Here is a 19,315-nt window from a genome sequence, read left to right on the forward strand (position 1 = left end):
CGCCGTGAGGGTGGTTTCCGTGGCGGCGACCGCCGTGAGGGTGGCGACAGGCCCGGCGGTGGCTTCCGGGGTGGTGACCGCGAGGGCGGTTTCCGCGGCGGTGAGCGTCGCGAGGGTGGCTTCCGCGGCGGTGAGCGTCGCGAGGGTGGCTTCCGCGGCGGTGACCGCGACGGTGGCTTCCGCGGTGGTGAGCGCCGTGAGGGCGGCTTCCGCGGTGGTGAGCGTCGCGAGGGTGGTTTCCGTGGCGGCGACCGCCGTGAGGGTGGCGACAGGCCCGGCGGTGGCTTCCGGGGTGGTGACCGCGAGGGTGGCTTCCGCGGCGGTGACCGTGAGGGCTTCCGCGGTGGAGAGCGCCGCGACGGTGGGTTCCGTCGTGAGGGCGGCGAGCGCCAGGGCGGCGGCTTCCGGGGCGGTGACCGCGAGGGCGGGTACCGCGGCGGTGAGCGTCGCGAGGGCGGCTACCGGGGCGGTGAGCGCCGCGAAGGCGGGTACCGCGGCGGTGAGCGCCGTGAGGGCGGCTACCGGGGCGGCGACCGTGAGGGCGGCCTCCGTGGCGGTGACCGTGAGGGCGGCTTCCGTGGCGGTGAGCGCCGCGACGAGCGGCGGGAGCGTCCGGAGGCGGAGGGGGAGCGCACCCAGGCTCCCACGCTGCCCGACGAGATCGTCGCCACCGACCTCGACAAGGACGTCCGGGCTGAGCTGCTGTCGCTGGCCAAGCCGGTCGCCGAGACGGTCGCCCGACACCTGGTGGCCACGGGTCAGCTGATCGACGAGGACCCGGCGGAGGCGTTGGCGCACGCGCTGGCCGCCCGTCGGCTGGCGTCCCGGATCGCCGCCGTCCGCGAGGCGGTAGGCCTGGCCGCGTACCACGCGGGGGAGTGGCAGACCGCGATCGCGGAGTTGCGCACGTACCACCGGATGACCGGGCTGCAGAGCCACCTGGCGGTGCTCGCGGACTGCGAGCGGGCGCTGGGCCGGGCGGAGCGGGCGATCGACCTGTTCCGTGGTGCGGACCGGGAGAAGCTGGACCAGGCCGTGGCGATCGAGCTGCTGATCGTGGCGGCCGGCGCACGCGGCGACCTCGGCCAGAAGGACGCCGCGGTGGCCATGCTCCAGGTTCCCGAGCTGACCGTCGAGGCGGCCGAGCCGTGGACGGCCCGGCTGCGCTACGCGTACGCCGACGCGCTGCTCGCGGTCGGTCGTCGCGAGGAGGCCCGCGAGTGGTTCTCCCGGGCGGCCGACGTGGACACCGAGGGCGAGACCGACGCCGCCGAGCGCCTGCTGGAGCTCGACGGTGTGGTGATCGAGGGGGACGAGGAGGACGAGGAGTCCGCCGAGGCGATCGCCGCCGGCCCCGGCGCCCCGGGTGCGGTGCCGGCCCGTCCGGATGCCGACCTCACCGGCGACGCCGAGCGCGACGACGACGGGCGACGGGACGAGGCCGGCCCGACCGCCGGCGAGCGGGACGAGGCCGGGAGCGCGGACGTGCCGACGGACGACCTGGCCGACGACGAGCTGACCGACGACGAGGCGCACGCTGTCGCGGCCGGTCCCACCGCCGACGGCACCGGGACCGACGCCACCGACGCCGCCGCCCGCGGCGAGTCGGCCGGCACCGGCGAGTCGGACGCCCCGCAGCGATGACGGCGGACGCCGGGGAGCGGCTGGTCGACGGGTACGCCCTGGTCGTGTTCGACCTGGACGGGGTGATCTACCTGATCGACCGGCCGATCCCCGGCGCCGTCGAGGCGGTCGGGCGGCTGCACGCCGAGGGGCGGGGCGTCGCGTACGCGACCAACAACGCCTCGCGCCGATCCAGCGAGGTGGCCGCCCTGCTCACCGGGATGGGCGTTCCCGCCCGGCCGGAGGAGGTGCTCACCTCCGCGGCGGCCGCCGCCGAGCTGCTCCGCGACCGGCTGCCCCCCGGCGCCGCGGTGCTGGTGGTCGGCGCCGAGGCACTGCGGGCCGAGGTCCGCGCCGCCGGGCTGACGCCGGTGTCCCGGGCCGACGAGTCGCCGGTCGCCGTCGTGCAGGGGTACGGGCCGCAGGTCGGCTGGGTGGACCTGGCCGAGGCGTCGGTGGCCGTACGCGGTGGGGCGACCTGGATCGCCACCAACACCGACCGGACGCTGCCCAGCGGTCGGGGACCGCTACCGGGCAACGGCGCGCTGGTCGCCGCGCTGCGGACCGCGCTCGGGCGGGATCCCGACGTGGTCGTCGGCAAGCCCGAGCCGGCGCTGTTCGCCACCGCGGCCCGCCGCGCCGGCGAGGGCCGGGCGCTGGTGGTCGGCGACCGGCTGGACACCGACATCGAGGGCGCCCGGCGGGCGGGCCTGGACAGCCTGCTGGTGCTCACCGGCGTCAGCGACGTGGCCGAGCTGCTCGCCGCCCCGCCGGAGCACCGGCCGACGTACGTTGCGATGGATCTCGCCGGGCTCTTCGACCCGGCGGCGGTGGTGCGGGTCCCGGGCCCGGCGGACGGGTGGTCGGTGGCGTCGCGGGACGGCGCGCTGGAGCTGTCCGGGGCGGGCCGCCCGCTGGACGCCCTGGCGGCGTTGTGCGCGGCCGCCTGGACCGGGGACGCGACGCGGGTGCGTGCCGGGTCGGCGGCGGCCGGGCAGGCGCTGACCGCGTTCGGCCTGTCCGCCTGAACGGTCCCGCCCTCCCCGGCCCGAACGCCCCCGGCCCGGTCTCATCCCGGTGGTCGGGCCGCCCCGGCCAGGGCTCGAAGCAGGCTGCCTCGGCCGCGGCTCAGAGCAGCTTGCGCAGCTTCATCAGGTCGAGCGGGTTCGCCTTGATCGACACTCGCCGGGACGTGACCGCGCGGGTGATGTCGAGTTCACCGCGCACCAACGCGAGCAGGTCGTCGCTGCTCGTGCTCAGCGCGATCTTCGCCTTCGGGTCGTCTCCGTCGGCCAGGTCGACCAGGCGGCCGTCGGCGAGCCGGCCGTGGAAGGCGGTGTCCAGGTCCGTGATCCGGCAGGCCAGCGTGCGGTCCAGGTCGATCCGTTCCCGCACCGTCTCCGCGTTGCGGTCCAGCCGGGCGGCCAGCTCCTGCAACGCCTGCCGGCACTCGTCCACGCTGGCCACTGTCGCCCCCTCGCCGTTCGCCACGCCGTCCCCGGCACCGTACCGCACAGGGGGTTGCGGGGTGCCCGGTAGCGTGACACCTGCACACCCCCGCCCCGCGGAAGGACTCAGGCATGCAGGACGCGTGGCGCGCCTACCTCGAGCTGGCCATGGGCCTGACGGAGGCGCCCCGGAAGAAGGCCCAGGACGCGGTGCGCCGCCTCGTCGGCTCGGGCGGGGCGACCGCCGGCCAGTTGCAGGCGCTCGCCGAGGAACTCGTCTCCACCGGCGCGGCGAACCGGGAGGCGCTGACCAAGCTGGTCCGGTTCGAGGTCGACCGGGCCCTCGGCGCGGTGGGGCTCGCCACCGCCGACGAGGTCGCCGAGCTGACCCGCCGGGTGCACGAGCTGGAGCGCCAGCTCCGGGAGGCCAGGACGACCCCCGCGGCCCCCGCCACCCCGCCGGTGGCCCCGGGCGCTGCCGAGCCGGCCGCGCCCCCCACGGTCGGGCCGGCCGCGCCCGGCCCGACGCAGGCGGTGGCCAAGAAGGCGGTCGCGAAGAAGGCCGTGGCCAAGAAGGCGGTCGCGAAGAAGGCCGTGGCGAAGAAGGCCGTGGCGAAGCGGGCGCCGTCGGCCGTCGCCCCGGCCGAGGGCAGCCACGGCGAGCAGGTCCAGCCGGCGAAGGCCCAGGGTGCGGACGTCGAGCAGGTCCAGCCGGAGAAGGCCCAGGGCGTCGACGCCGGGCCGGCCCGGCCGGTGAAGAAGACGTCCGCCCGCAGGCAGCAGCCGGGCGGCGAGGCGTGATCCGCCCCGCGGCCGGGAGCGGATCGTGACCGGCCCCCACCGTCCCGGCCCGCCGCCGGGTGCCCGTCCCGGGCCGCTGCCCGCTGCCCGGCCGGGCCCCATGCCCGGACCGCGTCCCGGGCCGCCGCGCCCCGAGCCGCTCGACGACCTCGACGAGGCGCGCCACCCCGCCGTCGACGCCGCCGTGCGCGCGATGGCCAACGCCGCGACGCTCGCCCCGGCCGACCAGATCGCGCAGTACGAGGCGGCGTACGAGACGCTGCGGGAAACCCTCGCCACCATCGACCAGGCCTGACCGGACCGGAGAAGAACCACGCATGGCACGTCGTAACCGGCTGGACGCCGAACTCGTCCGCCGCGGCCTGGCCCGCTCCCGGGAGCAGGCCGCCGCGCTGGTGGAGGCCGGCCGGGTCCAGCTGCGCGGGGTGCCCGCCCGCAAGCCCGCCGCGATGGTCGACCCCGCCGACCCGCTGCTGGTCACGGGCGAGGACCCCAGCTCGGAGTACGTCTCCCGGGGCGGGCACAAGCTGGCCGGCGCGCTGACCGCCTTCGCCCCCGGTGGGCTGCGGGTGGCCGGCCGGCGCTGCCTGGACGCGGGCGCCTCCACCGGCGGCTTCACGGACGTGCTGCTGCGCGCCGACGCGGCCGAGGTGGTGGCCGTCGACGTCGGCTACGGGCAGCTCGCCTGGCCGCTGCGCAACGATCCCCGGGTGCGGGTCTTCGAGCGCACCAACGTCCGTACGCTCACTCCGGAGGCCATCGGGGGGCCGGTCGACCTCACGGTCGCCGACCTGTCGTTCATCTCGCTGCGGCTGGTGCTGCCGGCGCTGGCCGGCTGCACCCGGCCCGACGGCGACCTCGCGCTGATGGTGAAGCCGCAGTTCGAGGTCGGCAAGGAGCGGGTCGGCGCCGGCGGGGTGGTCCGCGATCCGGCGCTGCGCGCCGAGGCGGTGCTCGACGTCGCCGCCGCGGCGGCGCGGCTCGACCTCGGTCTGGCCGACGTGGCCGCGAGCCCGCTACCGGGGCCCAGCGGCAACGTCGAGTTCTTCGTATGGTTACGCCGGGACGCACCGCCGGCCGACCCGGATCGGGTGCGTGCCGTGGTGACCGCCGGGCCGCAGGGCCCGGTGCCGTCCGGCGAGCTGCCGGACACGGCGACGGAGGAGGTGGCCGGGTGAGCGAGCAGGCGAGCCCCGCAGTCGTGGCTGGGCCGTGCGGGTGCCGGGCGGGCGCGACGGGACGGCCGTCCCGGTGAGCCGCACGGCCCTGCTGGTGACCCACACCGGCCGCCGCCGCAGCACCGAGCACGCGCGGGCGGTGGCCGCCGACCTCATCGCGGCCGGTTTCGAGGTACGGGTCGTCGCCGAGGAGGCCGACGACCTCGACCTGCCCGGCGTGGTGCCGGTGACCGGCCTGGAGGCGGCCGAGGGCGCGGAGATCGTCTTCGCGCTCGGCGGGGACGGCACGTTCCTGCGCGCGGCCGAGCTGGCCCGGCCGGCGAAGGCGCCGCTGCTCGGCATCAACCTCGGCAAGGTCGGCTTCCTCGCCGAGGCGGAGATCGACGACCTGGACAGCGCGGTGCGGGACGTGGTGGGCCGCAACTACACCGTGGACGAGCGGCTCACGCTGGACGTGACCGCCGAGTTCGACGGCGGCCCGACCATCGAGTCCTGGGCGCTCAACGAGATCAGCGTCGAGAAGGGCGAGCGCGCCCAGATGCTGGAGTTGCTCGTCGACGTGGACGGCCGCCCGCTGTCCCGCTACGGCTGCGACGGTGTGGTCTGCGCGACCCCCACCGGCTCGACGGCGTACGCGTTCTCCGGCGGCGGGCCGGTGGTGTGGCCCGAGGTGGAGGCCCTGCTGCTGGTGCCGATCAGCGCGCACGCGCTGTTCAGCCGGCCGCTGGTCACCGCGCCCACCTCCACGTTCGTCATCACCGTCGACCCGTTCACCACCCTCGCGGTGTTGTCCTGCGACGGCCGGCGCGTCTACGACCTGCCGCCCGGGGCCCGGGTCACGGTGCGGCGCGGCGCGCTGCCCGTGCGCATCGTGCGGCTGCGGGACCGCCCGTTCACCGACCGGCTGGTGGCGAAGTTCGACCTGCCCGTGCACGGCTGGCGCGGCAACCGCCGCTGACGGCGCGCCCGTGGCGCGTGTCCGCACCGGCGGTGACCGGTCTCACCGGGGCGCCCCGGCCGGTGGTGGGGCGGGGCGCGACGCCCCGGTACGCCCGCGCCGGCTGGTCAACTGTCGGGGGCCGCGTCTACTGTCGGTTGCTGTGCTGGAAGAGCTGCGCATCACCGGACTGGGCGTCATCGAGGACACCACGCTGCCGTTGACCGGCGGCATGAACGTCATCACCGGCGAGACCGGTGCGGGCAAGACGATGGTGGTCACCGGCCTCGGCCTGCTCTTCGGTGGCCGTGCCGACGCGGGGCGGGTCCGGGCCCAGCCCGGCCGGGCGGTGGTCGAGGGGCGGCTGCGGCTCGACGGCCGGGTCGCCGCCGCCGTGCACACCCGGGTCGTCGACGCCGGCGGCGAGCCCGACGAGGACGGTTCGGTGCTGCTCAGTCGCACGGTCACGGTGGAGGGTCGGTCCCGGGCACACCTGGGCGGGCGCAGCATGCCGGTGGCCATGCTCGGCGAGGTGGGCGAGCAGGTGGTCGCCGTGCACGGCCAGTCCGACCAGCTGCGGCTGCTGCGTCCGGCCGAGCAGCGGGCCGCGCTGGACCGGTTCGCCGGCCCGGAGCACGAGAAGCTGCTCGACGCGCTGCGCGAGGCGTACGCCCGCTGGCGCGCCGTGGTCGACGACCTGGCCGACCGGCGGCGAAACGCCCGCGAGCGCAGCCAGGAGGCCGACCTGCTGCGGCTCGGCCTGGACGAGATCACCCGGGTCGACCCGCAGCCCGGCGAGGACGACGAGCTGAAGGCGGAGGCGCAGCGGCTGGAGCACGCCGAGGGGCTGCGCACCGCGGCGCAGCTGGCCCACCAGTGCGTGGCCGGCGGCGTGGAGGCGGCCGACGAGACCCCTGACGCCACGGCGCTGCTCGGCACCGCCCGGCGCACCCTCGAGGCGCAGGCCAGCACGGATCCGGCGCTCGGCGAGCTGGCGGGGCGGCTGGAGGAGGCGGCGACGCTGGTGGCGGACGTCTCCGCCGAGCTGTCGGCCTACCTCGCCGCGCTCGACGCCGACCCGGCCCGGTTGCAGGCCCTCTACGAGCGCCGGGCGGCGCTGCGCGCCCTGACCCGAAAGTACGCCGACGACGTCGACGGCGTGATCGCCTGGGCGGAACGGGCCCGCACCCGGCTGTCCGACCTGGACACCTCCGACGAGCTCCTCGACGAGCTGGAGCGGGAGTCGGCGCGGCTGGCCGGCGAGGTGGCCGACCTGGCCGGCCGGGTGTCGACGTCCCGGCAGGAGGCGGCGACCCGCTTCGCGGAGCAGGTCACCGTCGAGCTGGCCGGCCTGGCCATGCCGCACGCCCGGATCGAGGTGGCGGTGCTGCCGCGGCCGGCCGGCCGGGCGGAGCCGAGCCTGCCGGTCAACGGCGCCGAGGTCGGCGTCGGCCCGGACGGCGGCGACGAGGTCGAGCTGCGCCTGCTGGCCCACCCCGGCGCGCCCGCGCTGCCGCTGCAGCGCGGTGCCTCCGGCGGTGAGCTGTCCCGGGTGATGCTCGCCATCGAGGTCGTCTTCGCCGGCTCGGGCGGGCCGCCCACGCTGGTCTTCGACGAGGTGGACGCCGGGGTCGGTGGCCAGGCGGCGGTGGAGATCGGTCGTCGGCTGGCCCGGCTGGCCCGCAGTCACCAGGTGCTCGTGGTCACCCACCTGCCGCAGGTCGCCGCGTTCGCCGACCGGCATCTGGTGGTGGCGAAGGACACGGGCGGAGCGGTCACCACGAGCGGGGTCCGCGTGGTGGAGGACACGGAGCGGGCCCGGGAGCTGGCCCGGATGCTCGCGGGTTTGCCCGATTCCGACCTGGGTATCGCCCATGCCGAGGAGCTTCTCGCCGTGGCGGCCCGGGAAAGGCGTCCGTGAGGGCGGCGATTGTGAGCACAGGCACACCGGCCTGCGCGCTAGTGTGCTTCCCTGGGTAGGCGGCCCTGCTCAGGCATGTCGCGACAGAAATGCCTGCCTCACATGCCAGGATGGTCACGATGCGTCTACCCACGTTGCGCCGGACCCGGAACGCGGAACCGGGCAGAATCCTCGGCACCGCGCGCCTGGACCGCCGGACGAAGCGCCTGGTCGGCCGGCTCCGCCCCGGTGACATCGCGGTCATCGACCACGTCGACGTGGACCGGGTCGCCGCCGACTCGCTCGTCGCGGTCGGTGTCGCCGCCGTGCTCAACGCGAAGCCGTCGGTCTCCGGTCGCTACCCCAACCTCGGGCCGGAGGTGCTGATCGGCGCCGGCATCCCGCTCCTCGACGACCTGGGGGAGGGGATCTTCGAGCGGATCCGTGAGGGCGACACGGTCCGGATCGAGGGCAACACCGTCTACGTCGGCGACGAGCCGGTGGCGCACGGCAGCCTCCAGGACGCCGAGACGGTGGCCAAGGCGATGGCCGACGCCCGGGAGGGCCTGTCGGTCCAGCTTGAGGCGTTCGCCGCCAACACGATGGACTACCTCAAGCAGGAGCGCGCCCTGCTCCTCGACGGCGTCGGCGTGCCGGAGATCCAGACCGAGATCCAGGGGCGGCACTGCCTGATCGTGGTGCGCGGCTACGACTACAAGGCCGACCTGGACGTGCTGCGCCCCTACATCCGCGAGTTCAAGCCGGTGCTGATCGGCGTCGACGGCGGCGCGGACGCGCTGGTGGAGGCCGGCTACACGCCGGACATGATCATCGGTGACATGGATTCGGTCACCGACGACGTGTTGCGCTGCGGCGCCGAGGTGATCGTGCACGCCTACCCGGACGGGCGGGCGCCCGGCCTGGCCCGGGTCACCGGGCTCGGCGTACCGGCGGTGACCTTCCCGGCCGCGGCCACCAGCGAGGACCTGGCCATGCTGCTGGCCGACGAGAAGGGCGCCTCGCTGCTGGTCGCCGTCGGCACCCACGCCACGCTGGTGGAGTTCCTGGACAAGGGCCGCGGCGGCATGGCCTCCACGTTCCTGACCCGGCTCAAGGTCGGCGGCAAGCTCGTCGACGCCAAGGGTGTGAGCCGCCTCTACCGGCAGAGCATCTCCGGGTCCTCGCTGCTGCTGCTGGTGCTCTCCGCGATCGCGGCGATGGCCTCCGCCGTGGCGGTCTCCACCGTCGGCAAGGCGTATTTGGGTGTGGTTTCCGAGTGGTGGAACAATTTCGTGTTCCAGCTTGAACAGCTTTTCTAGCGTCCGACCGATCAAGAGGCTGCAGGTGTGATCAACTTCCGGTACCACGTGGTGTCCCTGACCGCGGTCTTCCTCGCGTTGGCGATCGGTCTGGTGGTCGGCACCGCCGCCCTGAACGGCCCGGTCGCCGACTCGCTCAAGGAGAACGTCAACGGGCTGCGCAAGGACAACCAGCTGATGCGCCAGCAGGTCCAGAGCATGGAGAAGGAACTGGAGCTGGAGGAGGACTTCGCGGCCCAGATGGCGGAGTTGTTCCTGCCGGGCAAGCTCGCCGGCAAGCGGGTGGTGGTGGTCACCCTGCCCACCGGGCGGGACCACACCGAGGGCGTGGTCAAGATGCTCCAGCTCGGCGGGGCCGAGATGACGGGTCGCATCGACCTGCAGGACAAGTTCATCAATCCGGACAACAACAACGCCCTGCTGGAACTGGCGGTCACCGCCGCGCGCCCCACCAGCGCGCCGACCGCCGACCTGCCGGGCAACGGCAACGGGGTGGAGACGTCCAGCGCGCTGCTGGCCAGCGTCCTGCTGGACCGGGCGCCCGGCGCCACCCCGGTCACCGAGGCCGACCGGCGGGCGGTGCTGGCCGCGTACACCAACGCCAACTACCTGACCACCGAGGAGCGGGTCAGCGCGTCGGCGGAGGCCGTCGTCGTGGTCAGCGGGCAGCCGTACGTGGACAAGGACTCGGCGAAGAAGGACGAGTCGGTGCTCAAGGTCGCCGAGCAGTTCGACCGCGCCGGGACGATCGTCGTCGCCGGCAACGGCTCGACCGGCGGCAACCTGGTCGCGGCCGTCCGCAGCGACCCGGTGCTGGTGCAGAGCATCTCCACCGTCGACAACGCCAACACTGTCCAGGGCCAGCTCGTCACCGCCCTCGCGATGGTGCAGCAGGTGACCGAGAAGAAGGCCGGGCAGTACGGCGTCGGCGACAACGCCACCCTGCTGCCTAGACTGCCCCAGTGAGCGAGCGACGTACCCCGGTGTCCGGATTCAGCCGAACGCATGAGCGGGAGGGGGCCGCGTGAGTCTGCTCGGTCGACTGTTGATCGCCGGGGCGGGCGCCGCCGCCGCCCGGTACGCGCTGCGCGAGGTGCGCACCTCGCCGGCCGGCCCCGCCCTGGACCGGACGAACTTCCGCGGCCGCACGGTGACCCTGGCCGCCGGGCCGGCGCTCGCCGCCGGGGCCGCCGGGGCGGGCGCGTTCGGCGCCTCCAGCGCGTCCTCGGGGGCCGCGGCCCTGGTCGCCGGGGTGGGCGCCGGGGCCGTCGGGCTCTACGACGACGTGGTGGGGGCGCGGCCGGAGCAGAAGGCGGCCAAGGGCTTCGCCGGTCACCTGGCCGCGCTGCGCGAGGGCCGGGTCACCGCCGGGCTCGTCAAGGTCGTCGGGGTGGGCGCGGCAGGGCTCGGCGCCGCCGCGCTGCTCGCCGCCGACCCCCGGGTCGCCGGGCACCGCCGCCGCCAGCGGCAGGGCACGCTGGGCCGGGGCGTCGACGTGCTGCTCGGCGCGGGCGTCATCGCCGGCACCGCGAACCTGCTGAACCTGCTGGACCTGCGACCCGGCCGGGCGCTGAAGTCCGGCATCCTGCTCGGCGCCCCGCTGGCCGGCGGCCCGCACGGCGGGATCGCCGCGGGCGCGGTCGGCGCCGCCGCCGGGCTGCTCCCCGACGACCTCGGCGAGGACGTGATGCTCGGCGACAGCGGCGCGAACGCGCTCGGCGCGCTGCTGGGTGTGGCGCTGGCCGCGCGTACCGGGCCGGTCGGGCGGGCCGGGCTGCTCGCCGTGCTCGCCGGTCTCACCGCGGCCAGCGAGAAGGTCAGCTTCACCCAGGTCATCCAGCGCACCCCCGGGCTGCGCGAACTCGACGCGCTGGGCCGTCGCGCCGACTGACGTGACGACCCCGGCACCCCTCGCCGGCGCCGGCCGCGTCGCCGGAGCAGCCGCGCTCATCGCCGTCCTCACCGTGCTCAGCCGGCTCGCCGGGTTCGGCCGCACCGCCGTCTTCACCTGGGTCGTGCAGAAGAGCGACCTCGGCGGCATGTACGTGATCGCCAACACGGTCCCGAACATCATCTTCGAGATCGTCGCGGGCGGCGCGCTGGCGAGTCTGGTCGTACCGCTGCTGGCCGGGCCGGTCGCGGCCGGGGACCGGCGCGCGGTGGCCGCCACCACCGGCGCCCTGCTCACCTGGACGGTCACCCTGCTGGTGCCGCTGGCCGTGCTGGTCGCGGTGGCGGCCGGCCCGGTCGTGTCGCTGATCAGCGAGGGGCGCTCCGAGGCGGAGGTGGCCGCCGGCGCGCGGATGCTGCGGGTCTTCGCCCCGCAGCTGCCGCTCTACGGCATCGGCATCGTGCTGACCGGCGTGCTCCAGGCGCACCGCCGGTTCGCCTGGCCGGTGATCGCGCCGCTGCTGTCCAGCCTCACCGTGATCGTGGTCTACCTCGCCTTCGGCGGCGCCGAGGGACGTGGCGCGAGCGTGGCGCAGGTGAGCCGCGGCGGCGAGCTGATCCTGTCGGGCGGCACCACGGCGGGCGTGGTGGTGCTGTCGCTGTCGCTGCTGATCCCGCTGCGCCGGCTGGGGCTGCGGCTGCGCCCCGGGTACGCGTTCCCCGCCGACGCCCGGGCGCGGGTGAAGGGGCTGGCGCTGGCCGGCGCCGTCACCGTCACCGCCCAGCAGATCGCGCTGCTGGTGCTGCTCAACCGGGTCTCCGGCGGCCCGACCGGCTCGCCGCAGGTGTTCAACCTGGCCCAGACCATGTACCTGCTGCCCTGGGCGGTGCTGGCGGTGCCGCTGGCCGTGGCGGCGTACCCGACGCTGGCGACCGCGGCGGCCGCCGGGGACGACGGGGACTACCGGCGCACGCTCTCCTCGACCGCGCGCGGCGTGCTGCTGTTCAGCTGCCTCGGCGCGGCGGCCCTGGTCGGCACCGCCGCGCCGGTCGCCTCGTTCTTCTACCCGGACGATCCCGGGTCCACGGCCGCCGGGATCGCCGGCTTCGCCCCGGGGCTGCTCGGTTACGGCCTCTTCGCGGTGCTCTCCCGGGCCCTCTATGCCCGCGGCGACACCCGCCCCGCCACCGTGGCGATCACCGCCGGCTGGCTGGCCGTACCGGTGGCGGCGGTGCCGCTGGCGGCCCTGCTCCCGGTGGCGGACCGGGTGCTGGCGGTCACCCTGGCGAACTCGGCCGGGATGCTGCTGCTCGGCGGCCTGCTGCTCGCCGCCGTGCGGCGCTCGGCCGGGGCCGCCGCGCTCGCCGGCGTCGGCCGGGCCGGCGCCGCCGGGCTGCTCGCCGGTGCCCTGGCGGCGCTCGCCGGGGCGGCCGCCGCCCGCTGGCTGGACGCGGCCGGCGACGGCACCCCGACGACACCGGCCGCACTCGTGCAGGGCATGCTGTCCGGAGTCCTGGTCGGCGTCGTGTTCCTCGCCGTCGTCTGGCTGATCGACCGGCGGGACGTGCGACCGCTGCTGGCCGGGGTGCTCCGGCGGCTGAGCCGGGGCCGGCGCGGGCCGGCGGCCCCCGCCGAACGGACGGGTGAGGGCGAGATCCCCCCGGAACGGGGTGACGGGAAGGAGACGGTGTCCCGGTGAGCGGGTGCAGGACGGGTGACCGGCCGGCGGCGACCGACGAGCGGGGGTGGTCCCGGTGACGGAACCGACACCGGACACCAACTGGCGCGGCACCGTGGCCCTGCTGCTCGCCTCCAGCACCGGCGGGGTCGGGCAGCACGTCCGTTCCCTCGCCCAGGGGCTGACCGCCGCGGGCGCCGCCGTACTGGTCTGTGGGCCCGCCGCGACGCAGGAGCAGTTCGACTTCACCGGCGTCGGCGCCCGGTTCCGGCCGGTGGACATCCCGGCCAGCCCGACCCCTGCCGACGCCCGTGCCGTGGGCGCGCTGCGCCGCGCCCTCGCCGCCGAGCCGGTCGACGTGCTGCACGCCCACGGGCTGCGGGCCGGGCTGGTCGCCGTCCTCGCCCGGCCGGCCGTGCCACTCGTGGTCACCTGGCACAACGCGGTGCTCGCCGGCGGGTTGCGCGGCGGCGTGTCCCGCCTCGTCGAGCGGGTCGTCGCCCGGGGCGCCCGGGTGGCCCTCGGCGCCTCCGCCGACCTCGTCGAGCGGGCCGCCGCGCTGGGCGCGACGGACGCCCGGCTCGCCCCGGTCGCCGCGCCGGCGCTGCCCGCGCCGCGCCGCCGCCGGGCCGCCGTCCGCGCCGAGTTCGGCGTCGGCCCGGGCCAGCAGTTGATCCTCTCGGTCGGCCGGCTGCACCCGCAGAAGCGGTACGACGTGCTGGTCGACGCGGCGGCCCGGTGGCGTACCCGGACCCCGGCGCCGGTCGTGGTGATCGCCGGCAGCGGCCCGGCCTACCTGCCGCTGGCCGCCCGGATCTCCGCCGCCCGGGCCCCGGTGACCCTGCTCGGGCACCGCACCGACGTGGCCGACCTGCTCGCCGGGGCCGACCTGGCGCTGGTGACCAGCGACTGGGAGGCCCGCCAGCTCTTCGCGCAGGAGGCGATGCGGGCCGGCGTACCACTGGTGGCGACCGCCGTCGGCGGCCTGCCGGAGCTGGTCGGCGACGCCGCGGCACTGGTGCCGCCCGGGGACGTGGACGCGGTCGACGCGGCCGTGCGCGCCCTGCTCGACGACGAGGCCGGTCGGGCCGAGCTGGGCCGGCGGGGCGCCGCCCGGGCCGCGACCTGGCCCACCGAGGCGGACACCCTCGCCCAGCTCGCGGCGCTCTACGCCGAGCTGGCCCCGGACGCGGCAGGATCCGCGGCCCCCGGCGCCGACGGCGGGCCCGCCGAACCCGGACGTGACGGTCACGCCCCGTCGACGGGACGCCGGTGATGTTGCGCAGACTCGCCCCGGCCCTGCTGACCCTGGTCGTGGTGGCGCTCGGCATCGCGGCGCTGACCGCCCGGCCGGACCGGGAGGCGCCGGAGCGCACCGCCGACTTCGTCGTGCTCGCCGGGGTGGCCGGGCTGCGCTGGGAGGACGTCGACCCGCAGACCACCCCGACGCTGTGGCGGATGGCCCGCGACGGCTCCATCGGCTCCCTCTCGGTGCGCTCCGCGCACCGGCCGACCTGCCCCGTGGACGGCTGGCTGACCCTCGGGGCGGGCAGCTTCGCCGCCTGGAACGGCAGCCGGCAGGTCGGGGGCTGCCCCCCGACGGCGGTGACCGTGGAGCAACCCGACGGTATCGGCGCGAACCTGCCCGACCAGGAGAGCGTCGTCCTGCACAACCAGGAGCGGCTGCCGTGGGGCGCGGTGCCCGGCGCGCTGTCGGAGTCGGTGCGCTGCTCGGTGGCGGTCGGGCCCGGTGCGGCGGTGGCCGCCGCCCGGCCGTTCGGCCGGGTCGACCGGTACGCCGCCGCCCTGCCCGAGGACCCCGCCGAGTTGCTCGGCTCGTGCGTGCTGAGCATCGTCGACCTCGGCACGGTCGCCGGCGAGGACCCGGCGGCCCGGGCCGCGGCGGCCCGGGAGGCCGACGCCCGGCTGGCCCGGGTGCTCGCCGCCCGGCCGCCCCGCTCGCTGGTGATCGTCGCCGGGGTGTCCGACACCGAGGTGCCGTCCCGGCTGCACGTGGCCGTCGCCGACGGGCCGGGCTGGGAGCGCGGGTGGCTCACCTCGGCCAGCACCGGCCGGGAGGGCTACCTGCAACTGGTCGACCTCGCACCGACCGCGCTCACCGCGCTGGGCCGGCCGATGCCCGAGCGGCTCTTCCTCGGTCGGCCGGCCGAATCGGTCGCCGGGCGGCCGGCGGACCTGGCCACCGCGATCGCGCAGCCCGCCGACGCCGACCGGGAGGCGGCCGCCCAACGGCGGGTGGCGGACTGGTTCTTCGCCCTGCTCGCCGGCGTCCAGGTGGTCCTGGCGGTGGCGGTGCTGCCGTTGCTGCGCCGGGCCCGCCGGCACGCCGGCCCGTACGGCCCGGAGCCGGTGTCGCGGCGGGTCGTGTCGGTCGTCGAGCTGCTGCTGATCGGGGCCGCCCTGGCCGTGCCGGCGGCCCTGCTCGCCGACGCGGTGCCGTGGTGGCGCGGCGACCACGCCGGCGTCTACTTCGCCGGGGTGACCGTGCTGCTGCTGGTCGCCGCGACCGCGGTGGTCCGGCTGGCGCCGGGGTACGCGAGCACCCTCGGCCCGCTCGGCGCGGTGGCGGGGCTGACCGCGCTGGCCGTCGGGGTGGACGTGCTCACCGGCGCCCGCCTCCAGCTCAACGGGGTGGTCGGCTACTCGGCCCTGGAGGGCGGCCGGTACGCCGGGCTGGGCACCGTCGGGCTCGGCGTGTTCCTGGCCGGCGCCCTGCTGAGCGCGGGGTGGCTGGCCCAGCGGGTCCGCCGGTCCTGGCGGCCGACCGTCATGGTGGTCGTCGGCGGCGCGGCCGTGGTGGTCGTCGGCAGCCCGTACCTGGGGTCCGACCCGGTCGGCGCGATCGCGCTGACCGCCGGGCTGAGCGTCGCCGCCGCGATCAGCGCCGGCGGCTGGCTGACGATCAGCCGGCTGGCCTGGGCGACCATGGCCGGGCTGGCGCTGACCATCGGCTTCGCGGTGCTGGACCTGCGCCGGCCCGCCGCCGAGCGGGGCAGCCTCGGCCGCTTCCTGGCCGCCGTCGGCGACGGCACCGGCGGGCTCACCGTGCACCGCTCCAGCACCGCCAACTTCGACACCCTGGTCAACAGCCCGCTGACCGTGCTGGCCCTGGCCGGCGCCCTGCTGGTCTGGTTCGCCCTGCTCCAGCCGTGGGGCGGGCTGATGCGGCTGTTCGGCATCTACCCGGCGATGCGGGCGGCGATGGCCGGCACCGCCGTCGCCGCGGTGATCGGCGGGGTGCTGGGCGGCGACGCCCTGGACGTGGCCGGTGCGGCCGGCGCCCTGGTGGTGCCGATGGCGGCGCTGGCCGCGCTGCGGGTGCTCGACCACTCGACCGACCGCACCCAGCCCGACGCGGCCCGCCAGAGCGACGGCGGGCCGGGTGGGGCCGGCGACGGGCCGGGCGGCGGCGGGGGATCGGACGACGGCGGCCCGGACGGCCCGGGGGCGGCGGGTGCCGGGGCGAGCACCGCGGATCCGGTCGCCGGGCCGGACGCGCCGGCCGGCCGGCCATCGACCGAGGTCACGGCCTCCTGAGCGGGCCGGCGACACCCGGACGGCCGGTACGGGTGCGCCGGGCGGCGGGGTCGGGTGAGGTGTTACCGTGGAATCCCGTGGATCGCGTGATCACTTTGCTGATCGGCACGGCGGTCTGCACGACCGCGACAGACGACACGGGAGCAGGCCTTGGCCCCTTCAGCACGGACGACCAGGCACATTTTCGTCACCGGGGGCGTCGCCTCCTCGCTGGGTAAGGGCCTCACCGCCTCCAGCCTCGGCAACCTGCTCACCGCGCGCGGCATGCGCGTGGTCATGCAGAAGCTCGACCCCTACCTCAACGTCGACCCGGGGACGATGAACCCGTTCCAGCACGGCGAGGTCTTCGTGACCGAGGACGGCGCCGAGACCGACCTCGACGTCGGGCACTACGAGCGCTTCCTGGACCGGGCACTCTCCGGGAAGGCGAACGTCACCACCGGCCAGATCTACTCGGACGTGATCGCCAAGGAGCGGCGCGGCGAGTACCTGGGCGACACCGTCCAGGTCATCCCGCACATCACCAACGAGATCAAGTCGCGGATCCTGGCCATGGCCGACCCGGACGACGACGGCCAGGTGCCGGACGTCGTGATCACCGAGGTCGGCGGCACGGTCGGCGACATCGAGTCGCTGCCGTTCCTGGAGGCGATCCGGCAGGTCCGCCACGACCTGGGTCGGGACAACTGCTTCTACCTGCACGTCTCGCTGGTGCCGTACCTGGCGCCGTCGGGGGAGCTGAAGACCAAGCCGACCCAGCACTCGGTGGCCCAGCTGCGCAGCATCGGCATCCAGCCCGACGCGCTGGTGCTGCGCTGCGACCGGGAGATCCCCGACAAGGTCAAGCAGAAGCTGTCGCTCTACTGCGACGTCGACCGCGAGGCGGTCACCGCCGCCCCGGACGCGCCGAGCATCTACGACATCCCCAAGGTGCTGCACCGGGAGGGCCTCGACGCGTACGTGGTGCGCCGGCTCGGCCTCTCCTTCCGCGACGTGGACTGGGCCAGCTGGGACGACCTGCTGGACCGGGTGCACCAGCCCCGGCACACCGTCACCGTCGCCGTGGTCGGCAAGTACGTCGACCTGCCCGACGCGTACCTGTCGGTGAGCGAGGCGATCCGGGCCGCCGGCTTCGGCCACCGGGCCCGGGTGCAGCTGCGCTGGGTGCCCAGCGACGAGTGCGTCACCCCGACCGGCGCCGCGGCCGCCCTGGCCGGCGTCGACGGCATCGTCATCCCGGGCGGCTTCGGGGTGCGCGGCATCGAGGGCAAGATCGGCACCGCCCGGTACGCCCGGGAGAACGGCATCCCCCTGCTCGGCCTCTGCCTCGGCCTGCAGTGCATGACCATCGAGGTGGCCCGGCACCTGGCCGGCCTGGAGGGCGCCAACTCGCTGGAGTTCGACGAGGAGGCGAAGCACCCGGTCATCGCCACCATGGCCGACCAGGAGGACATCGTCGCCGGCAGGGGCGACCTGGGCGGCACGATGCGGCTCGGGGCGTACCCGGCGAAGCTGGCCGAGGGCTCGCTGGTCGCCGAGGCGTACGGCAGCACCGAGATCAGCGAGCGGCACCGGCACCGGTACGAGGTGAACAACGCCTACCGGGACCAGCTCACCAAGGCGGGCCTGCGCTTCTCCGGCACCTCGCCGGACGGCCGGCTGGTCGAGTTCATCGAGCTGGACCGCGGCTTGCACCCGTTCTTCGTGGCCACCCAGGCGCACCCGGAGCTGAAGAGCCGCCCGACCCGGCCGCACCCGCTGTTCGCCTCCTTCGTCAAGGCGGCCGTGGCGTACTCCGAGGCCGACCAGCTCCCGGTGGACCTGGAGGCGGCGGAGAACGCGGCGGCGAAGAAGGCCGCCCGCAACGGCGGCGCCGCCGCGAAGGCGGCGTCGGCCTCGTGAGCGAGCGGAGCGAGCAGGCCACCGGGCACAGCAGCGCCGTCGAGCACCGCTACGAGGTGCGCTCTCGCACCGAGCGCTACCGCGGCCGGATCTTCGACGTGGTCAGCGAGGAGGTGACCATGCCGGGGGGCGGGACGGGAGTCCGGGACTTCGTCCGGCACGTCGGCGCGGTGGCCGTGGTGGCGCTCGACTCCGCCGGCCAGGTGGTGCTGATCCGCCAGTACCGCCACCCCGTCGGGCGGCACCTGTGGGAGCTGCCCGCCGGGCTGACCGACGTCTCCGGCGAGGACCTGGCCGCCGCCGCGGCCCGGGAGCTGGCCGAGGAGGTCGACCTCGTCGCGGGACGGCTCGACGTCCTGGTCGACCTGCACAGCTCGCCGGGTTTCACCAACGAGCTGGTCCGGGTGTTCCTGGCCCGGGAGCTGACCGACGTGCCGGCCGAGCGGCGCCACGAGCGCAGCGAGGAGGAGGCCGACCTCCAGGTCGTCCGGATCGACCTGGACGAGGCGGTCGGCATGGTCCTCGCGGGGGAGATCACCAACGCGTCCTGCGTGGCCGGGCTGCTCGCCGCCGCCCGGGGCCGCGACGCCGGCTGGTCGGCGCTGCGTCGGGCGGACACGCCGCCGCCGCGCTGAGCCGGCCGTGCCGGACGCGGTACACGGGAAGGGGCCGTGCGGTTCGCCGCACGGCCCCTTCGTCGTTCCGGTCGGGTCAGTCGCGCAGCGGCCGGCCCTGCCCGTCGACGCCACCGTTGACGAGGATCAGGATGCCGTCGATGAGGCCCCAGATGCTGCCGAAGCCGCAGGTCACAAGGCTCACCACGAGCTGGAGGACACCGGTCTTGGTGTCGCCCATGTAGAACCGGCCGGCACCGAAGCCGCCGAGGAAGATGCCGAGGAGACCGGCGACGAGCTTGCTCTTGTCGGAAACGCCCGCCGGGTACCCGGGCTGGTAAGGAGGTGTGGTCATGAGGCGACACCCTAGTGATCCACTCTCGTCGTGTCCGCAGCGGGACCCACTGGATGGGACGATAATGGACGAACACTGTCCTGACGGCTGAGGTGGCGTCCCACCGTCGGC

General features: G+C 75.9%; 18 protein-coding genes. 15 read left to right on the plus strand and 3 right to left on the minus strand.

Annotated features, from left to right (window positions below; genetic code table 11):
- Nucleotides 1-744, minus strand: a 744-nt coding sequence (locus ACGFZ2_RS31170) for a hypothetical protein (RefSeq protein ID WP_393460075.1), incomplete at its 3' end; no start/stop codon positions are given.
- Here ACGFZ2_RS31170 and ACGFZ2_RS31175 point away from each other — a divergent pair.
- Together ACGFZ2_RS31175 and ACGFZ2_RS31180 are read left to right on the plus strand one after the other, a co-directional pair.
- Entirely contained in the window at nt 703-1,644 is a 942-nt protein-coding gene (locus tag ACGFZ2_RS31175) for a Replicase polyprotein 1ab (RefSeq protein WP_393460063.1), read from the plus strand. The two genes, ACGFZ2_RS31170 and ACGFZ2_RS31175, sit on opposite strands and share 42 nt — an antisense overlap.
- Nucleotides 1,641-2,651 carry an HAD-IIA family hydrolase gene (locus ACGFZ2_RS31180; RefSeq protein WP_393459895.1) on the plus strand — a complete coding sequence of 337 codons (1,011 nt, stop codon included), beginning with the start codon at nt 1,641-1,643 and terminating at the stop codon, nt 2,649-2,651. Before ACGFZ2_RS31175 ends, ACGFZ2_RS31180 begins: the two co-directional genes overlap by 4 nt.
- A 100-nt stretch (nt 2,652-2,751) precedes the next feature.
- On the opposite strand, the gene ACGFZ2_RS31185 is transcribed toward ACGFZ2_RS31180, so the two are convergent.
- On the minus strand, nt 2,752-3,090 hold the full coding sequence (locus tag ACGFZ2_RS31185) for an SCP2 sterol-binding domain-containing protein (RefSeq protein ID WP_350712397.1): 339 nt from the start codon (nt 3,088-3,090) through the stop codon (nt 2,752-2,754).
- A gap of 113 nt (nt 3,091-3,203) precedes the next feature.
- Here ACGFZ2_RS31185 and ACGFZ2_RS31190 point away from each other — a divergent pair, with 113 nt between their 5' ends.
- The 13 genes from ACGFZ2_RS31190 to ACGFZ2_RS31250 all read left to right on the plus strand — a co-directional run bounded on the left by ACGFZ2_RS31190 (nt 3,204) and on the right by ACGFZ2_RS31250 (nt 18,870).
- Nucleotides 3,204-3,872, plus strand: coding sequence for a phasin family protein (locus ACGFZ2_RS31190; RefSeq protein ID WP_393459898.1), 669 nt, complete (start codon nt 3,204-3,206; stop codon nt 3,870-3,872).
- A gap of 25 nt (nt 3,873-3,897) precedes the next feature.
- Nucleotides 3,898-4,167 carry a hypothetical protein gene (locus ACGFZ2_RS31195; protein WP_393459901.1) on the plus strand — a complete coding sequence of 90 codons (270 nt, stop codon included), beginning with the start codon at nt 3,898-3,900 and terminating at the stop codon, nt 4,165-4,167.
- A gap of 22 nt (nt 4,168-4,189) precedes the next feature.
- The gene (locus ACGFZ2_RS31200) at nt 4,190-5,050 is read left to right on the plus strand and encodes a TlyA family RNA methyltransferase (protein ID WP_393459904.1); all 861 of its coding nucleotides are present in this window, start codon (nt 4,190-4,192) and stop codon (nt 5,048-5,050) included.
- Nucleotides 5,051-5,123: 73 nt separating this feature from the next.
- Complete coding sequence (locus tag ACGFZ2_RS31205; protein WP_393270106.1) at nt 5,124-6,008, plus strand: NAD kinase; 885 nt, start codon at nt 5,124-5,126, stop codon at nt 6,006-6,008.
- Nucleotides 6,009-6,150: 142 nt separating this feature from the next.
- Nucleotides 6,151-7,908 carry a DNA repair protein RecN gene (gene recN, locus ACGFZ2_RS31210; RefSeq protein ID WP_393459907.1) on the plus strand — a complete coding sequence of 586 codons (1,758 nt, stop codon included), beginning with the start codon at nt 6,151-6,153 and terminating at the stop codon, nt 7,906-7,908.
- Between the two features lie 119 nt (nt 7,909-8,027).
- Nucleotides 8,028-9,206 carry a putative cytokinetic ring protein SteA gene (steA, locus tag ACGFZ2_RS31215; protein ID WP_350712376.1) on the plus strand — a complete coding sequence of 393 codons (1,179 nt, stop codon included), beginning with the start codon at nt 8,028-8,030 and terminating at the stop codon, nt 9,204-9,206.
- A 27-nt stretch (nt 9,207-9,233) separates the two neighbouring features.
- Nucleotides 9,234-10,172 (plus strand): copper transporter, encoded by a 939-nt coding sequence (locus ACGFZ2_RS31220; RefSeq protein WP_393459910.1) that lies wholly within the window; start codon nt 9,234-9,236, stop codon nt 10,170-10,172.
- 58 nt (nt 10,173-10,230) lie between these two features.
- A complete protein-coding gene (locus ACGFZ2_RS31225; protein ID WP_393270098.1) occupies nt 10,231-11,097 on the plus strand; it encodes a hypothetical protein in 867 nt (288 codons plus the stop codon).
- A 1-nt stretch (nt 11,098) separates the two neighbouring features.
- Nucleotides 11,099-12,796, plus strand: coding sequence for a murein biosynthesis integral membrane protein MurJ (murJ, locus tag ACGFZ2_RS31230; protein WP_393459913.1), 1,698 nt, complete (start codon nt 11,099-11,101; stop codon nt 12,794-12,796).
- A 55-nt stretch (nt 12,797-12,851) separates the two neighbouring features.
- Complete coding sequence (locus tag ACGFZ2_RS31235) at nt 12,852-14,051, plus strand: glycosyltransferase family 4 protein (RefSeq protein WP_393459916.1); 1,200 nt, start codon at nt 12,852-12,854, stop codon at nt 14,049-14,051.
- The gene (locus ACGFZ2_RS31240) at nt 14,051-16,333 is read left to right on the plus strand and encodes a hypothetical protein (protein ID WP_393270090.1); all 2,283 of its coding nucleotides are present in this window, start codon (nt 14,051-14,053) and stop codon (nt 16,331-16,333) included. Before ACGFZ2_RS31235 ends, ACGFZ2_RS31240 begins: the two co-directional genes overlap by 1 nt.
- Nucleotides 16,334-16,483: 150 nt before the next feature.
- Nucleotides 16,484-18,235 carry a CTP synthase gene (locus tag ACGFZ2_RS31245; protein ID WP_393459919.1) on the plus strand — a complete coding sequence of 584 codons (1,752 nt, stop codon included), beginning with the start codon at nt 16,484-16,486 and terminating at the stop codon, nt 18,233-18,235.
- Entirely contained in the window at nt 18,232-18,870 is a 639-nt protein-coding gene (locus ACGFZ2_RS31250) for an NUDIX domain-containing protein (RefSeq protein ID WP_393459922.1), read from the plus strand. The genes ACGFZ2_RS31245 and ACGFZ2_RS31250 overlap by 4 nt, the downstream gene beginning before the upstream one ends.
- A 76-nt stretch (nt 18,871-18,946) precedes the next feature.
- On the opposite strand, the gene ACGFZ2_RS31255 is transcribed toward ACGFZ2_RS31250, so the two are convergent.
- Nucleotides 18,947-19,204, minus strand: a complete 258-nt coding sequence (locus ACGFZ2_RS31255) for a TM2 domain-containing protein (protein ID WP_393459925.1) — start codon at nt 19,202-19,204, stop codon at nt 18,947-18,949.
- Between the last annotated feature and the right edge of the window lie 111 nt (nt 19,205-19,315).

This window comes from Micromonospora sp. NPDC048063 (assembly GCF_043202855.1).
GTDB lineage: Bacteria > Actinomycetota > Actinomycetes > Mycobacteriales > Micromonosporaceae > Micromonospora.

What these genes read in the sequence shown, in the direction of transcription:
- ACGFZ2_RS31180 (WP_393459895.1), top strand. Translation starts at nt 1,641, where the DNA reads ATGACGGCGGACGCCGGGGAGCGGCTGGTCGACGGGTACGCCCTGGTC.
- ACGFZ2_RS31190 (WP_393459898.1), top strand. Translation starts at nt 3,204, where the DNA reads ATGCAGGACGCGTGGCGCGCCTACCTCGAGCTGGCCATGGGCCTGACG.
- ACGFZ2_RS31200 (WP_393459904.1), top strand. Translation starts at nt 4,190, where the DNA reads ATGGCACGTCGTAACCGGCTGGACGCCGAACTCGTCCGCCGCGGCCTG.
- steA (WP_350712376.1), top strand. Translation starts at nt 8,028, where the DNA reads ATGCGTCTACCCACGTTGCGCCGGACCCGGAACGCGGAACCGGGCAGA.
- ACGFZ2_RS31240 (WP_393270090.1), top strand. Translation starts at nt 14,051, where the DNA reads ATGTTGCGCAGACTCGCCCCGGCCCTGCTGACCCTGGTCGTGGTGGCG.
- ACGFZ2_RS31255 (WP_393459925.1), bottom strand. Translation starts at nt 19,204, where the DNA reads ATGACCACACCTCCTTACCAGCCCGGGTACCCGGCGGGCGTTTCCGAC.